Source organism: Streptococcus sp. AM28-20, assembly GCF_003603595.1.
GTDB classification, from domain to species: domain Bacteria; phylum Bacillota; class Bacilli; order Lactobacillales; family Streptococcaceae; genus Streptococcus; species Streptococcus ilei.
The window spans coordinates 404,600-418,550 of record NZ_QTNK01000001.1 but is presented as its reverse complement, the minus strand read 5'-3'; the positions used below and the strand labels follow the sequence as shown (position 1 = coordinate 418,550).

Annotated in this window: 14 protein-coding genes; 1 reads left to right on the top strand and 13 read right to left on the bottom strand. The window is 43.6% G+C overall.

The window, feature by feature from the left end; all coding sequences use genetic code 11:
* Positions 1 to 156: 156 nt before the first annotated feature.
* The 12 genes from DW738_RS02170 to DW738_RS02115 all read right to left on the bottom strand — a co-directional run bounded on the left by DW738_RS02170 (position 157) and on the right by DW738_RS02115 (position 12,093).
* A complete protein-coding gene (locus DW738_RS02170; RefSeq protein WP_023026764.1) occupies positions 157 to 813 on the bottom strand; it encodes a YpmS family protein in 657 nt (218 codons plus the stop codon).
* Complete coding sequence (locus DW738_RS02165; RefSeq protein WP_123160203.1) at positions 785 to 1,624, bottom strand: SGNH/GDSL hydrolase family protein; 840 nt, start codon at positions 1,622 to 1,624, stop codon at positions 785 to 787. Before DW738_RS02165 ends, DW738_RS02170 begins: the two co-directional genes overlap by 29 nt.
* A gap of 57 nt (positions 1,625 to 1,681) precedes the next feature.
* A complete protein-coding gene (locus tag DW738_RS02160; RefSeq protein ID WP_123159234.1) occupies positions 1,682 to 2,950 on the bottom strand; it encodes a dihydroorotase in 1,269 nt (422 codons plus the stop codon).
* A gap of 11 nt (positions 2,951 to 2,961) precedes the next feature.
* On the bottom strand, positions 2,962 to 3,426 hold the full coding sequence (locus DW738_RS02155) for an 8-oxo-dGTP diphosphatase (protein WP_123159235.1): 465 nt from the start codon (positions 3,424 to 3,426) through the stop codon (positions 2,962 to 2,964).
* Positions 3,427 to 3,435: 9 nt separating this feature from the next.
* On the bottom strand, positions 3,436 to 4,089 hold the full coding sequence (locus tag DW738_RS02150) for a uracil-DNA glycosylase (RefSeq protein ID WP_123159236.1): 654 nt from the start codon (positions 4,087 to 4,089) through the stop codon (positions 3,436 to 3,438).
* Positions 4,090 to 4,218: 129 nt separating this feature from the next.
* Positions 4,219 to 5,724, bottom strand: a complete 1,506-nt coding sequence (locus tag DW738_RS02145; protein WP_123160202.1) for a glycosyltransferase family 39 protein — start codon at positions 5,722 to 5,724, stop codon at positions 4,219 to 4,221.
* Positions 5,725 to 6,131: 407 nt separating this feature from the next.
* On the bottom strand, positions 6,132 to 6,509 hold the full coding sequence (locus DW738_RS02140; RefSeq protein ID WP_243634241.1) for a hypothetical protein: 378 nt from the start codon (positions 6,507 to 6,509) through the stop codon (positions 6,132 to 6,134).
* Between the two features lie 133 nt (positions 6,510 to 6,642).
* Positions 6,643 to 7,275, bottom strand: a complete 633-nt coding sequence (gene pyrE / locus DW738_RS02135; RefSeq protein ID WP_023023091.1) for an orotate phosphoribosyltransferase — start codon at positions 7,273 to 7,275, stop codon at positions 6,643 to 6,645.
* Positions 7,276 to 7,714: 439 nt separating this feature from the next.
* A complete protein-coding gene (pyrF, locus tag DW738_RS02130; protein ID WP_023023089.1) occupies positions 7,715 to 8,407 on the bottom strand; it encodes an orotidine-5'-phosphate decarboxylase in 693 nt (230 codons plus the stop codon).
* A 376-nt stretch (positions 8,408 to 8,783) separates the two neighbouring features.
* On the bottom strand, positions 8,784 to 9,722 hold the full coding sequence (locus DW738_RS02125; protein ID WP_123160201.1) for a dihydroorotate dehydrogenase: 939 nt from the start codon (positions 9,720 to 9,722) through the stop codon (positions 8,784 to 8,786).
* Between the two features lie 10 nt (positions 9,723 to 9,732).
* Positions 9,733 to 10,539, bottom strand: coding sequence for a dihydroorotate dehydrogenase electron transfer subunit (locus tag DW738_RS02120; RefSeq protein ID WP_123160200.1), 807 nt, complete (start codon positions 10,537 to 10,539; stop codon positions 9,733 to 9,735).
* A gap of 186 nt (positions 10,540 to 10,725) precedes the next feature.
* Complete coding sequence (locus DW738_RS02115) at positions 10,726 to 12,093, bottom strand: DUF6688 family protein (protein ID WP_123160506.1); 1,368 nt, start codon at positions 12,091 to 12,093, stop codon at positions 10,726 to 10,728.
* A 142-nt stretch (positions 12,094 to 12,235) separates the two neighbouring features.
* Between DW738_RS02115 and DW738_RS02110 the strand changes: the two genes are divergently transcribed.
* The gene (locus tag DW738_RS02110) at positions 12,236 to 13,144 is read left to right on the top strand and encodes a LysR family transcriptional regulator (RefSeq protein WP_120701981.1); all 909 of its coding nucleotides are present in this window, start codon (positions 12,236 to 12,238) and stop codon (positions 13,142 to 13,144) included.
* Between the two features lie 72 nt (positions 13,145 to 13,216).
* Here DW738_RS02110 and DW738_RS02105 read toward each other — a convergent pair whose 3' ends face one another.
* Complete coding sequence (locus tag DW738_RS02105) at positions 13,217 to 13,948, bottom strand: NAD-dependent protein deacylase (RefSeq protein ID WP_123159241.1); 732 nt, start codon at positions 13,946 to 13,948, stop codon at positions 13,217 to 13,219.
* Between the last annotated feature and the right edge of the window lie 3 nt (positions 13,949 to 13,951).

The following is a 13,951-nucleotide window of genomic DNA, read 5'->3' as shown; positions in this document are numbered from 1 at the left end:
CTGTTTTCATGTTTGACTTTTCTCCTTTGTCTGATGTCTTGTTTAGTATTTTAGCACAGGGAAAATTGAATGTCAAGAATTTTCTATAATATTCTGAATTTTTTGAATAGAAGCAAAATAAAGGCGAAAGCCTCTTTTTGCTTTCGCCTCTTATTCTTATTTTTTTCTGTAGAGATCAAAGATGATTTGATCATTGTATAGATCAATGGTATTTGCTTTGACATAAAAATTCATCTCATTTTTGATCTTGGCAAGCTCGATCTTTATCGTCGCCTCTTTGCTATCAATGCTTACAAAGTCAGGTAAATCCTTGTTTGTAGATAGCATCTGCATCACGGTCTTCTTAGGAAGTTTCAAGGTCCCAACTGAAAAATCCTTGAGAGTCAAGAGGATGCTCCCATCCTCTAGCTTACTCGGCTGGAAATAGATATAGAGGGGGTACTCCTTTCCTAAAAAGTTCAGTTTCCCCTCCAGTAACATCTGTTGATTGTCTGCATAAAGTTGATAATCACTCAAATGATAACTTTTCAGCATGACCTTGATGGTTTCATTAAGTTGAGCTCTTGTCGTTGTCATACTGCCAATCTTAACATCTCCTTTTTGGTTAGGAGTCTGTAGTTGACGGACATCCTCTCGAACCGTTGAGAAGCGAGTCCATACGACTAGACTGGTTGCTAATAAGAAACTGACCAAGCTAAGAAAGAGCCATTTCCAGATATTTATCGGGGTTTTCTCTCGTCTCTCCTTAAAATGAGGCCCTGTGGTTGGTGGCTTGACCTTCTTTTCACTCAAACCATTTTTTCTTAGTTGCATGTATTTTCTCCAGTACGGCTTCTTTCATAATTTCATATCCTGTATTATTGGGATGAAAACTATCCTCGTCATACAAGGCATCGTTGGTCACAGTTTCTTTTCCTAATTCGTTCTCTGTCACCCCACTCTTACCATCAATGCCCTTATAGAGAAGGTCGTTGATCGGAACAAAATAGACGCCCTGATAAGCAGAGAGGGTCTCCTCCGTTCTTTGGTTCCATTGATCCACAAGCGTCTGCAATTCCGTTAAATCGGGGAAGTTGAGATACAAGGGATTATAGATCCCCACTACGTAAATAGGCAAATCAGGATTGTCTTTGCGGGCCAATTCGATGATCTGTTTAAGATTTTTCACGTAAGTCTTAGACGGCTTATCAAAGCGATCCAGATCTAAGTTGCTGGTATCCTCAAGAATGGCCTTTCGCAGATCATTGCCCCCGACAGTGATGGTCAGTAACTGAGCCTGCTTCAAATCCTTTCGAATCTCCTTTTTCTCCTGCATACGTGTCAAAATTTGACTGCTGGTATTGCCAGCTACACCATAGTTAATCGCTTTGAATTCAAGACCTGTTTCATTGGTCAAACTCTGAGCAAGAAGAGGAACAAAGCCTCCTTGATTGGTGCTATCTCCTACGCCTTTCGTCAAAGAATCCCCAATCGCTACATAGGTGACTGTCTTTTTTGGGGCGCTTGTTGATGGTTTGGTCATCACTGGTTCTGCCGAAGGAAGGAGCCAATTGACCAGGAAAAAGCAGACCAGAAAAGTGACCAAACAATACAAGATCATTTCTAGTATTTTTCTACTATTCATATACTCCTCATTCGTCCAGCCTTTAATTTAGATTTCTTGATTGTCTTTTAGTTCCGTTCAGGCTTGGTAGACAATGTTCCCCTGGCAGATGGTATAAGCTACCTGTCCCTTGAGGGATTCTCCAACAAATGGGGAATTGGCTGCCTTAGAGGCAAAATGATCAGATACCAAACGGTCAGCCTCTGGGTCAAAGATCACAATATCTGCTGGTCCACCAACTTCTAAATAGCCTGCTTCAAAGTGATAGAGTTTTGCAGGATTATAAGTCATTTTTTCTAAGAGCTCCATTAAACTAAGCTCTCCAGCGTGAACCAAATAGGTCAAACCAAGCGATAGAGAGGTTTCTAATCCTGTCATGCCGGAAGGAGCTTTGGTGATATCGGCCACGTTCTTTTCATCCGCATGATGAGGCGCGTGGTCCGTTGCAATCACAGAAATAACTCCTGACTTCAAGCCTTCGATCACTGCACGGCGATCCTCTTCCCGACGAAGGGGAGGATTCATCTTGGCATTGCTTCCCTTAGACAGCAAAAGATCTTCTGTCTTAGAGAAATGCTGAGGAGCTACTTCTGCTGTGACTGGAGCGCCGATTGCTTGAGCAAACTCAACTACCTTCACACTCTCAGCTTTAGAAAGGTGCTGGATGTGGAGGTGACCACCTGTCGCATGAGCAATCATGGCATCACGCGCTGCCATAGAGTATTCAGCTACACCTGTCGCTCCACAAACCTTGAAGTGTTCTCGGGCAATGTGCTCATTGAGTCCCAGAATGCCATTCAATTCTGGATCTTCTTCATGCAGACTAATAAAGGTACCTAGACGCTTGGCTTCTTCCAAAGCTTGACGCACTACTTTGGTACTTTGCAAAGGTATCCCATCATCAGAGAAACCGACAGCCCCAGCTTGTAACAAGCCTTCAAAGTCGGTCAAATGTTGGCCATCAAAGTTCTTGGTAACCGTCGCAACTGTCTTGACATGAATGGCTTCCTTGGCAGCAGAATCCAAGACTTCATTTAAGGTCTCGACATCCGAAATAGTTGGAGTGGTATTGGCCATCATGACAACTGTCGTAAAACCACCCGCTGCGGCTGCCAGAGCTCCGGTGTGAATATCTTCCTTGTGGGTCTGACCAGGTTCACGGAAGTGAACATGAATGTCCACTAAACCTGGCGCTACCACCTTGCCACTTGCATCAATGACTTGGGCTTGCTCGTAAGAAAGAGATGGGCCTATTTCAACAATTTTACCCTGATCTACCAAGAGATCACACACTTGATCCAAACCAGTTTTTGGATCCATGACACGACCATTTTTAATGACTAACATCTTCTACTCCTTTATTCATAGAAATCGACATGGGTCTCTAGTAAGCGATCCCCATCATAGCGAAACATTGCTGAAAAGAAGGGTCTATCTTCCAAGAGCCACTCGACAAAGGTGTGGTCCCCTTCCCAAGTAGGTTTTGAGAGGACTTGATCATAAGGCACCCACTCCAATGTCCCTTCGTTACACTCGATGAGCTCTCCTTCAAAATCGGTCACCTTGAAGACATAGGTGTACCAGTCCAGATCTGGAGTAAATTCAGGGAAGGTAATGATCCCTTTCAAGACTGGCTTGGCTCTAAGGCCCGTCTCCTCAAAAATTTCACGCGCAGCACACTCTTGAGGAGTTTCTCCGCGTTCTAATTTTCCACCAACTCCAATCCATTTGCCTTCATGGACATCATTGGGCTTTTTATTGCGATGCAACATGAGAAATTCTTTCCCATTGTCGATATAACAAATCGTTGCTAATTGTGGCATTTCTTTCTCCTATCTTAACCAATCAATCGGCTCGCGTCCCGCTTTTTCCAAAAATTGATTGGTTTTTGAAAAGGGCTGGGAACCAAAGAATCCTCGGTAGGCCGATAAGGGACTTGGATGAGCTGATTCAAGGACCAAATGTCGATCGTGGGTAATCAAAGGCTTTTTCTTACGAGCGTAAGATCCCCAGAGGATAAAGACGACTGGCTCCTCCAACTCATTAACCACCTTGATCACAGCATCTGTAAACGGCTCCCAAATTTTTCCAGCATGGCCATTGGCCTGCCCAGCGGGCACCGTCAAGCAGGCATTGAGCAAGAGCACCCCTTGTTCAGCCCAAGTAGTCAGATCATGCGACCGCTTCTCACCAATGTCTGAGCGCAATTCTTTGAGAATATTTTGCAAAGAAGGCGGTGCTGGTACATGATCCGGGACAGAAAAACTTAAGCCTTGTGCTTGATCCGGTCCGTGGTAGGGATCTTGGCCTAAGATCAAGACCTTGACCTGATCCATCCCCGTTGTCTGTAGGGCCTTAAAGACCTTATCACGTGGTGGATAGACCACTCCTTGGCTATAAACCTCATTCATAAAGTCATTGATCTGATGAAAATACCCTTCCGGAAGATGGGATTTGATGGCTTCGTGCCAGGGGGAATGTTGCATGGAAACTCTCCGCTATCCAATAAATTCTTACCTTTCATTATACCACATTTGACACAGATCCACTGGATAAAAAAGAGGCTGGACAAGTTTATCCAACCTCTGTTTCTGCCTGTTCAATAAGCGAGAGCTTTAGTTGTTTTCTTTCTTAGTAAATCCTGCTAAACCAATCGAAGCCACTAGCAAAATTTGCGGTAAGAATTGGATGAGGTAACGGGTCTTCCCGCCTTCAAAGATGGTTAAGAAGAGCAAACCACCAAAAACCGATAAGGAAAGGAAGTTAAAGGCATCCGTATCTCGACGCTTGAGATAAGCCCCAAGCAAGCCAGCCGACAGGACGATCCAGATCACCTGCTTGATAAATTCATAATTCTTGTACTGTGGCCGATCCGTGCTGAGGAAATAGGTCCGCACCCATTTAGCAAATCCATTATTTTTTGTGAGTGTTGCATAGAGAGGATTGATATAAGGCGTCTTCTCATACTCTACATCTCGGTAAAGCCAACCCAGGGTGCCTTCTGCTACCGTCAAGGATTGCTTGTAGTAGATATGACCGATCAAACCGAAAGGTCCATACTCCTTGAGACGGCGCTTGATTTCTTTAATGACATTTTCCTTCTTGAAGAGACCATTGTTGTAGTCTGAGCGCTTGTCCTCATCGATATAAGCCAGCAAGCCCTCTTTCATATCTTCTTGGTTATGCCCCATATCCGTCAAGCCTAGATTGATAAACAAGAGTGGTCCTTTGGCCAGCCCTTCTTCTTTCAGAATCGGCACGACCCTTTGATGATTGACCGCTGTATTCAATCCTGCAAAGACAAATCCTGTCGTCATAACGGTCACCGTAGCAATCTTGCCAAAGACCTTCCAGTTTCCTCTAAAGAAGAGTACAGCCCAAAAGGCGATCATGACAATAATTGTCGTTGGACGAATCAGCATTGTTACACCAGATAAAATCCCTAAACCAAACATCTTCTTCCAGGAGATCCCTGCTTGGTTTTCCTTCAAGAGATCCAAGGCCCACCATAATTGCAGAGCAATTAAAGGAAGTGGCGGAATGTCCGTATACATGGAATAGAAATAAGGCGAGTAACAGATCAAGCTCACATAAAAGAGATAGACTAAATCAGCCGTTTTTTGATTAAAATGCTTCTGTGACAGTTTGTACAAGAGGACGGCCCCCAGATTGACATAGAGCATATTGAGAAGTTGCATGACCCACAGACCACTAGAGCCAAACAACACATAGAAAAACTTTTCATAGAGAAAGAGCGGAATGTTATTCGGATTGCGGCTGAGATAGTTGGTGATGGAAGATTGCTTCAGAAGCTCAAAAGCACCCTTAAAAACCACCGCAGCATCCCGACGGATCAAAAGTTCCGCACAAACCATGACAATCAGCTGAAAGACGATTGCACCAAGCAAGAAGCCTTTTTTGTGCTGGGTCAACCAAGCAAGGGCTCTTTTGACCCCATCGCGTTTCAACCAGCCTAGCAGAAATAGCAATCCAGCACCTAAAATGGCTAGCCATGAAATCTCTCTCAGATAGGTCACACTGATCAAGAACCAGTGGATCATCACTAGCAACATGATACCATGAAGCATCCCAAATAGAATACGTTTACTTTTCGATAACATAAATCCATTATATCAAAAAAACAGCATTTCTGCTGTTTGTGACTGGTACGAAATCATTTAGACCGAGGAATGATCTTCACTATTTGCAATATTCCTTGAAATCAAGCTTGACTTCTCGCAACTCTGTGAATGCAAGTCCTCTGTAAAATAGGATCACAATTAGAAATAAATTCAATGCCAAAAACAAGCCAAAATGTTGTTCCTGTCATTTGCGTTTTTATACCCTTCCACATAGACTAGCTACTTCCAAATTCCCTAAAAAGAGTTCTTACTCTTCTCTTTTCAACCAATTTTCACGCTGTGCTTTTTCTGCTAAATCTTTTGCTTTATCGATATCCAATGAATTTGAATTCGAGGGGGTGTTGGATTCAATATCTTCTTCCAATTCTTGTAAGATTTGAACATCCTTAGAGGTCAAATTCGAAACGGTATGGTCTGCTTTTGGCAGAGGACGATAGAACATAAAGAACAATCAGAAGAGCGGCAACCGATATGAGAAACCCTTTCTGGAAATCTTCAACAGGTATTTTAGTACCTTTCGTGGACAAGTCCTTCCACTCTGGGTGTTGCTCCTCAGCCTCTTTTTTAGCATTAAAAGCAGGTGTAATCAAGACTCGATTCATCAAGGTGATTGCACCCAGGGACATTAGCAAAAACGGAATATGGCGTGATTGACTGATGATCACTAAACTTCCACCTGTAATAGCAATCAAGCTGATGAGGATATTAACGGTAAACCAAACTCTCGCCTGCTTTTTCGTTTCCAAATACTTTTCTTTTGTCATGTGCTTCTCCCTTAAGATCGCTTATATCTTAAAACAATTAACATTATCATACAGGATTATTCTATGTATTTCAAGTTAGCTAACACTAGTGAAAAAAGGATAAAAAAGAAGCGCAAGAAACGCTTCTGTACGATTAGTTATTTTGCCAAGTTTCTTGGTTTTCCTTGAAACGGCGCAACATTTCCAAACCTTCAGAGGTAATATAACCTTGTTCTTCTGCCAAATGGATCAATTCTGTGTAGTTAGACAAGGTTTCGAGTTGAACACCAGCTTCTGCAAATTTCTTATCGGCTTTTTCCAATTGGTAGGTGAAGATAGCCACCACACCAAGGACATCTGCTCCTTCACGTTTCGCAGCTGCGACAGCATCCAGAACAGACCCACCAGTAGAAATCAAATCTTCCACCACTACCATCTTTTGACCTTGTGGTACACGGCCTTCGATTTGGTTCCCAGCACCATGATCTTTTGGTTTGCTACGGATGTAGGCAAAAGGCAGATTCATCTTATCAGCGATAATGGCACCGTGAGGAATCCCCGCAGTTGCTGTTCCAGCAATCACTTCTACTTCAGGGAAAGCTTCCTTAATTTTGTCCACAAATCCATTCTCAATCAAGGTACGAGTTTCAGGATAAGCGAGGGTCACACGGTTATCTGTATAAATAGGGGACTTGATCCCTGAAGCCCAAGTAAAAGGCTCTTCTGGTTTCAAATAAACGGCTTCAATTTTTAGAAGATGGCTGGCAATATCTTTAGCTAATGACATGATAACTCCTTTTTTACGATTTTAATCGAATACGAATTAAATAGGAAATAATTTTAAACAATAACAGTATAGGTTGGTGAATGCGTTAGGGAAGGTCCTATCGGACTTCCCGTAGAGCTACAAAAGTTTCACTTTTAGTAGACCATATTATTCCGACGATTAGAAGAAAGAAACGATTTTTTTCTCTTAGTTAATCTAGTGAATGCGTTAGGAAAAGTCCCATCGGACTTTCCAGAGTTCCGACACTTGTTTGAAAGAAACGATAATTTTCTTTCAAACAAGTTAGTGAATAGTTTAGGGAAGGCCCCATCGGGCTCCGATTATTCCGACGATTAGAAGAAAGAAACGATATTTTTCTTTCTTCTAATCTAGTGAACTCGTTAGGGAAGATCCTATCGGACTTCCCGTAGAGCTACAAAAGTTTCACTTTTAGTAGCTCTTACGAGTTCCACTGTCTCTTAATCTCATGATAAGCATCCCATGGGTTTTCTGCTTGGATGATCGGACGTCCAACGACAATGTAGTCTGAACCGATGGCGTGGGCTTCTTGTGGGGTCATGACCCGTTTTTGGTCACCAATTTCTGCTCCCGCAGGACGGATACCTGGGGTTACACAGACAAACTCTTCTGATGTAGCCTTCTTGATCAAATCAACTTCATGGGCTGAACAAACAACTCCGTCCAAACCAGCTTCTTGTGCTTTTCGGGCATAATTAACTACTGATTCTTGGACAGTGGTTTGGATGTTTTGGCAATCACGCATGTCTTCTTCACTGGTAGAAGTCAACTGAGTCACCGCCACCAACTTGGCTCCTGGCCCAAGTGCTTTTTTAGCTTCGCGCATCATCTCTACACCGCCAGCCGCATGAACTGTCACCATATCCACACCAAAGGTGCCAAGGACAGACATTGCTGACTTAACCGTATTTGGGATGTCGTGCAATTTTAGATCCAAGAAAATACTGTGGCCACGACCTTTCAGATAGTGGACAATTTCTGGTCCAACTGCATAGAAAAATTCCATTCCTATTTTTACAAAAAGTTTTTCATCTTCTGGGAAATGTTCTAAAAAGTTTTTTACATCTTCAAAAGCTGGAAAGTCAAGGGCGATGATGGGACGTTCTTCACGCATGGGTTTCTCCTTTTAATGGGTGACATTTTTTCCACAAAAAAACCTTGCCCGAGGCAAGGTTACACGAAAATTAGGTAGTATCTACCCTGATTCACCGTCTAGACCTTAGGAGCCTCTCTGGACCACTTTAAAGGTTTTTCTACATTGTAGTACGATATTAAAGAAAAGTCAAGAAATAATCATAAAACGTTCGGATTCCATCTGTCTTTTTCATCTTTCGACTAGGAAAGATTCATAAACATGTTAAAAGATTGACGAATAAACGTTTTTCCTGTAAAATTTTTGCTATGCTGAGTAAGGGTTGTTTCAGTTGTAGCTTACTCAGTAGCCTGTTGGGGTTGTAGCCAGCAGGCATTTTTTATTTTCATGATAATCCTTATAATAGATTTTCTCGGACATGTTTTCGTAAGTTCTCAAGAGTGTCAATGCTATATCGATCCATGACCTGTGGCAGGTCTTCGATGATCGTTGGACAAGCATAAGGATCGGTGAAATTGGCAGTTCCGACACCGATCGCAGAAGCGCCAGCAATCATCATTTCAATCGCTGCTTCTGCTGAATCTACACCCCCCATTCCTATAATTGGAAGTTTAGTGAATTGGGCTACTTGGCGAATTAACTTTAAGGCTACTGGGAAGATAGCTGGTCCTGACATACCTCCCGTACCATTGGCAATAATAGGCTTACCAGTCTTGAGGTCGAAGCGCATCCCGACCAAAGTGTTGATCATGGTCAAGCCACTAGCGCCCGCATCTTCGGCAGCCTTGGCTACCTGGGTGATATCTGCTACGCTCGGGGTCAGTTTGACATAGACAGGAACGGAGGAAGCTTCCACTGCTGTTTTCACGGCTGCATAAGCCAATTCAGGAACCTGACCAATCAAAAGCCCGTTATTCCCATGGTCCACATTGGGACAGGAGATATTGAGCTCAATGGCTTTGACATTTGGTGCCTGGGAGATTTTTCTAGAAACCGTCGCATACTCTTCATTGGAGAAGCCAGCTACATTGGCGATAATCGGTAGATCTGGATAATGCTGGGCTAACCAAGGGAGTTTCTCTGCGAGAACGACATCGACACCTGGATTTTGGAGACCAATGGCATTGAGCATTCCTGCAGGAGTCTCTGCGACACGTGGTGTCGGATTGCCAAAACGAGCCTCTGCGGTTGTCGCCTTGATCATAATGGATCCTAATAAGTCCAAGTCATAGTATTTGGCATATTCTTGGCCAAAACCAAAACAGCCGGAGGCAGGAATAATGGGATTTTTCAAGTCTAATCCTGGTAAGGATACAGCTAATCGATTACTAGTCATACTTTCCTCCCTACATCACAATCGTACCAGTTTCAAAGACTGGACCATCTTCACACACGCGTTTATTGGCTGCTTGGCTTGCATTTTCCAGATGAACGACACAGGCATAGCAAACTCCCATCCCACAGGCCATACGGGATTCCATTGAAATATAGGCCCGAGGGTGGTCATAGAACTTGCTGTTGACGTATTTGAGCATACCAGGGGCCCCACAGGAATAGATGGCATCAAACTCCTTGTCAATCTGATCAACGATGGTTGAGACATACCCCTTGGTACCATAAGTCCCATCATCAGTTGTAATGGTCACTTGCCCATACTGCTTCAACTCTTCTTCAAGGATAACCGCTTCTTTATTTGCAAATCCAAGGACAGAATGGACTTCTACTCCTTGCTCATGTAGCTGTTTAGCCACTTGGACCAAGGGAGGTACTCCAATCCCGCCACCGATGATCAAGGCACGCGCCCCTTGACCAAGCTCCTTTAAGTCAAAGCCATTTCCTTGAGGACCCATGACGCTTAGGAAACTACCAATAGGCAGCTGAGAAAAGATGGCCGTTCCGCCTCCTTCTACCCGATAGATGAGGCGACAGGTATGGCTGTCTGGATCAATCTCTGAGATAGAAATGGGACGACGAAGGAGCTTAGAGTCATCCGGTACACGGATATGGAGAAACTGCCCAGCTAGCATCTGCTCGACCATTTCCCCCTTCAAGACCATTGAAAAAATCCGTGGCGCAATCTCTTCTTGAGCGATTAACTCCATGTCTTCCATCATGATTTTTCCAAACCGTTTTTTACAGCTGTCACTGACCATTGGTTTCCTCTTCTTTCTTCCAGCAAAAAAGACCTCGCAAAAGCAAGGTCCTACAAATGATCAGCTAGACTCAGTCCGCTGATCTTTTTTTCTGTCTTTCCTTGCAGGCCTCTCTGGACCCCTTAAAGGTTAAATTTGTCTCATTATATCGCGCTACTAGATGCTTGTCAAGTAGAAATCGACGACTTAAGAAGCTTTCTTGAGGTCAAAATCCTCTGGTACCGGCGGGATATACTGCAAAGCGATGCGATTCTCAGGCTTGTGATCAACTAGATAAAGTACCAGTAAAAAGACCCATTCCAGAGGCTTCATCAGATAGTAAATGACATCCATAGCCCATTTCTTTTTGATATGTTTAGCAAAAGGATAGCCATAGCGGTCATAATTGCGACGTAAGAAGCGATGGAAACGTGGCGTCTTTTCTTCCAGTACTTGCTCAAAGGCATTGGCAATGCAGAGCTGGCGATTGACGACCACTGGATGACCATGCCGGACTCCCATCCGCTGGGGCTTGACCACCTTTTCATGGCCACCTGCTGCGACCGTACAGAGATAATGCTCATCTATGATAAGATTCTGAGGAGGAATCTTTTCCGAGAAAGTCCAATCTGCCGTATTGGTCCAGGCCTTGACCAAGCTATCAGGTCGCTGACCAAAAAGCATCAGAACCATGACCAATAGCGCTAATAAGGGGAGGGCAAAGACGACCGCCAGCCAAGGCCAGTGTTTGGATTGGTGGAGGATGGTGTGAAAGCGCTGGAGAATGGGATTGTCATAGACCCTATTAGGATCAGACTCTCCCTGCCACTCCTTCATCCTGGTCCTTAAGAGACTAATGGAATAAACTAACCAGAAAACCGTGTGACAACCGATAACTTGCAACTGGATGTCAAACAATCCTACTAGCACCAAACCCATCAATATCCCACTGATACAAAAGATATTCAAAAGTGGAGACAAAGAATTAGCATCCCGGTAGGAATAGATAACCAGAGCCAAGAGGGAAATAAGAGCCAAGGTAATGATAGTTGGCAGAGCCTCTGTCCAAATCATGGTATGCTTCTGCTCATTAATGAGCTGTTTCGTCCAATCATAACCGGTCAGATCCTTTACCTGATAGATAATGAAAGATTCTAGGATACAGCCAAAGACTCCAATCCAAAGGATCACAAAGTACTTGCGATTGTTGACCCTTCGTTTAATTTTTTCCTCTTCTTTCTCGTCATAGACACCGACCAGCTCCTTTTCCAAGGTCTGGGCCTGTATCGTAGACCATCTAGAAATAACATACAGAATCACAAAGATATTAGGAACAAAATAACTGACCCCTAGGGCATGAACAAGAATTGTAACACTGTAAACTGCAACTCCAAAAATAGCATTCCAGAAACCCAAAGATTGGATATTTCCTGGCAAACTCCCGACAATTAGAAAAGCAGACAAACTAATAAATATCAGGAAGTTGGTCATAAAGTTCATCTTTAATACACTGGCTAAAAATTTAGTCTCCAGTTCCTGGTTCCATTTTTTGTACCAGTTAGCAATTTTTTTCATAAGGCCTCCAAAGCTTATCTTTTCCATCATTCTACCAAGGTGTTAACATTCCTTCAATTCTAAACCTGATTTATAGGGAAAAATCCTTCTAGAGACTGATACCAGCTAGGATTTTCTGCGAAAAGTATGTTAAAATATAAGCATGAGAATCCAACAATTACATTACATTATCAAAATCGTCGAAACAGGCTCTATGAATGAGGCATCCAAACAACTCTTCATTACCCAGCCAAGTTTGTCTAATGCTGTGCGGGACTTGGAAAAAGAAATGGGGATTGACATCTTCATCCGTAATCCCAAAGGTATCACTCTGACCAAGGATGGGATGGAGTTCCTTTCTTATGCCCGTCAAGTCGTGGAGCAGACCCAACTCTTAGAAGAACGCTATAAAAATCCAGTAGCCAATCGGGAGCTCTTTAGCGTATCATCCCAGCACTATGCTTTCGTGGTCGAAGCCTTCGTCTCTCTCCTCAAGAAAAGCGATATGGAGAAATACGAGCTCTTCCTACGGGAGACTAGAACCTGGGAAATCATCGATGACGTCAAGAACTTCCGAAGTGAGATTGGTGTCCTCTTCCTGAATGGGTACAACCGGGATGTCCTCTCAAAAATGCTAGATGATAGCCACCTCAAGGCAACCCACCTCTTCACAGCCCAGCCCCACATCTTCGTCAGCAAGTCCAATCCGTTGGCAAACAAAGATGTGGTCAAGCTAGAAGACCTAGAAGACTTCCCTTATCTCAGCTATGACCAAGGGACCCACAACTCCTTCTACTTCTCAGAAGAGATCCTCTCCCAAGAGCATCACAAAAAGTCTATCGTGGTCAGCGACCGTGCCACCCTCTTCAATCTCTTGATTGGTCTGGACGGCTACACTATTGCGACCGGTATCCTCAATAGCAACCTCAACGGAGACAATATCGTCTCCATCCCACTAGATATTGATGACCCAATCGAGCTGGTCTATATCCAACATGAGAAAGCTAGCCTCTCCAAGATGGGTGAGAAATTTATCGAATACTTACTTGAGGAAGTCCGATTTGATAAATAAGGACTAACCATCTACACAAGCCCAATAAAAACACCTGAAACAAGTAGCCTTCTACTTCCTTCAGGTGTTCTTTTATTGTCTTAATTTAGAAAACACTTGGCCAATCTTCCCTTCAATAACCAGGTCCGCCTGCTTGTCTTGCTGGATACTGGTTTTGTTGATCACGACAAGATTCTTCCCTTGGAAATATTGTATCAAGCTGGCTGCTGGATAGACCACAAGGGAAGTTCCACCGATGATGAGAAGGTCAGCCTCTTGGATAGCTCGAGCTGCTTGGCTAAAGACGTCCATATCGAGGGGTTCCTCGTAAAGGGTCACATCCGGCTTGACCACCTTGCCACAGTCGAGGCAATGAGGAATAGTCCCTGCCAAAGCTAGAAAGGCCTCCAGATCATAAAAGCGCTGACAGCCCGTACAGTAATTGCGATCGGCACTACCATGGAGTTTCAAGACTTTTTTAGATCCTGCCATCTCATGGAGACTATCAATATTTTGCGTCACCACTGCCTTAAGCTTCCCTGTCTGCTCCAGCCAAGCAAGATAACGATGGGCTACATTGGGTTTGGCATCAGGATAGAGCAGGTATTTCTTATAAAAGTCGAAAAAATCCTCTGGATAGCGCTCAAACATGGTATGAGAGACCAATTGCTCAGCTGTAAAATGACGACCTAAGGTGACACTATAGACGCCATCTGAGCTACGAAAATCTGGAATATTGGACTCTGTAGAGACACCTGCTCCACCAAAAAAGACAATATTCTGACTACGGTCAATCACGTCCTGCAACTCTTTTAGTTTATCCATGTC

Bases quoted from the DNA above. Each gene is read 5' to 3' on its own strand.
- DW738_RS02165 (WP_123160203.1), bottom strand. From the start codon at position 1,624: ATGAATAGTAGAAAAATACTAGAAATGATCTTGTATTGTTTGGTCACT.
- pyrF (WP_023023089.1), bottom strand. From the start codon at position 8,407: ATGCGTGAAGAACGTCCCATCATCGCCCTTGACTTTCCAGCTTTTGAA.
- DW738_RS02170 (WP_023026764.1), bottom strand. From the start codon at position 813: ATGCAACTAAGAAAAAATGGTTTGAGTGAAAAGAAGGTCAAGCCACCA.
- DW738_RS02115 (WP_123160506.1), bottom strand. From the start codon at position 12,093: ATGAAAAAAATTGCTAACTGGTACAAAAAATGGAACCAGGAACTGGAG.
- DW738_RS02140 (WP_243634241.1), bottom strand. From the start codon at position 6,509: ATGACAAAAGAAAAGTATTTGGAAACGAAAAAGCAGGCGAGAGTTTGG.
- DW738_RS02110 (WP_120701981.1), top strand. From the start codon at position 12,236: ATGAGAATCCAACAATTACATTACATTATCAAAATCGTCGAAACAGGC.
- DW738_RS02150 (WP_123159236.1), bottom strand. From the start codon at position 4,089: ATGCAACATTCCCCCTGGCACGAAGCCATCAAATCCCATCTTCCGGAA.
- DW738_RS02145 (WP_123160202.1), bottom strand. From the start codon at position 5,724: ATGTTATCGAAAAGTAAACGTATTCTATTTGGGATGCTTCATGGTATC.
- pyrE (WP_023023091.1), bottom strand. From the start codon at position 7,275: ATGTCATTAGCTAAAGATATTGCCAGCCATCTTCTAAAAATTGAAGCC.
- DW738_RS02120 (WP_123160200.1), bottom strand. From the start codon at position 10,539: ATGGTCAGTGACAGCTGTAAAAAACGGTTTGGAAAAATCATGATGGAA.
- DW738_RS02160 (WP_123159234.1), bottom strand. From the start codon at position 2,950: ATGTTAGTCATTAAAAATGGTCGTGTCATGGATCCAAAAACTGGTTTG.
- DW738_RS02125 (WP_123160201.1), bottom strand. From the start codon at position 9,722: ATGACTAGTAATCGATTAGCTGTATCCTTACCAGGATTAGACTTGAAA.
- DW738_RS02105 (WP_123159241.1), bottom strand. From the start codon at position 13,948: ATGGATAAACTAAAAGAGTTGCAGGACGTGATTGACCGTAGTCAGAAT.
- DW738_RS02155 (WP_123159235.1), bottom strand. From the start codon at position 3,426: ATGCCACAATTAGCAACGATTTGTTATATCGACAATGGGAAAGAATTT.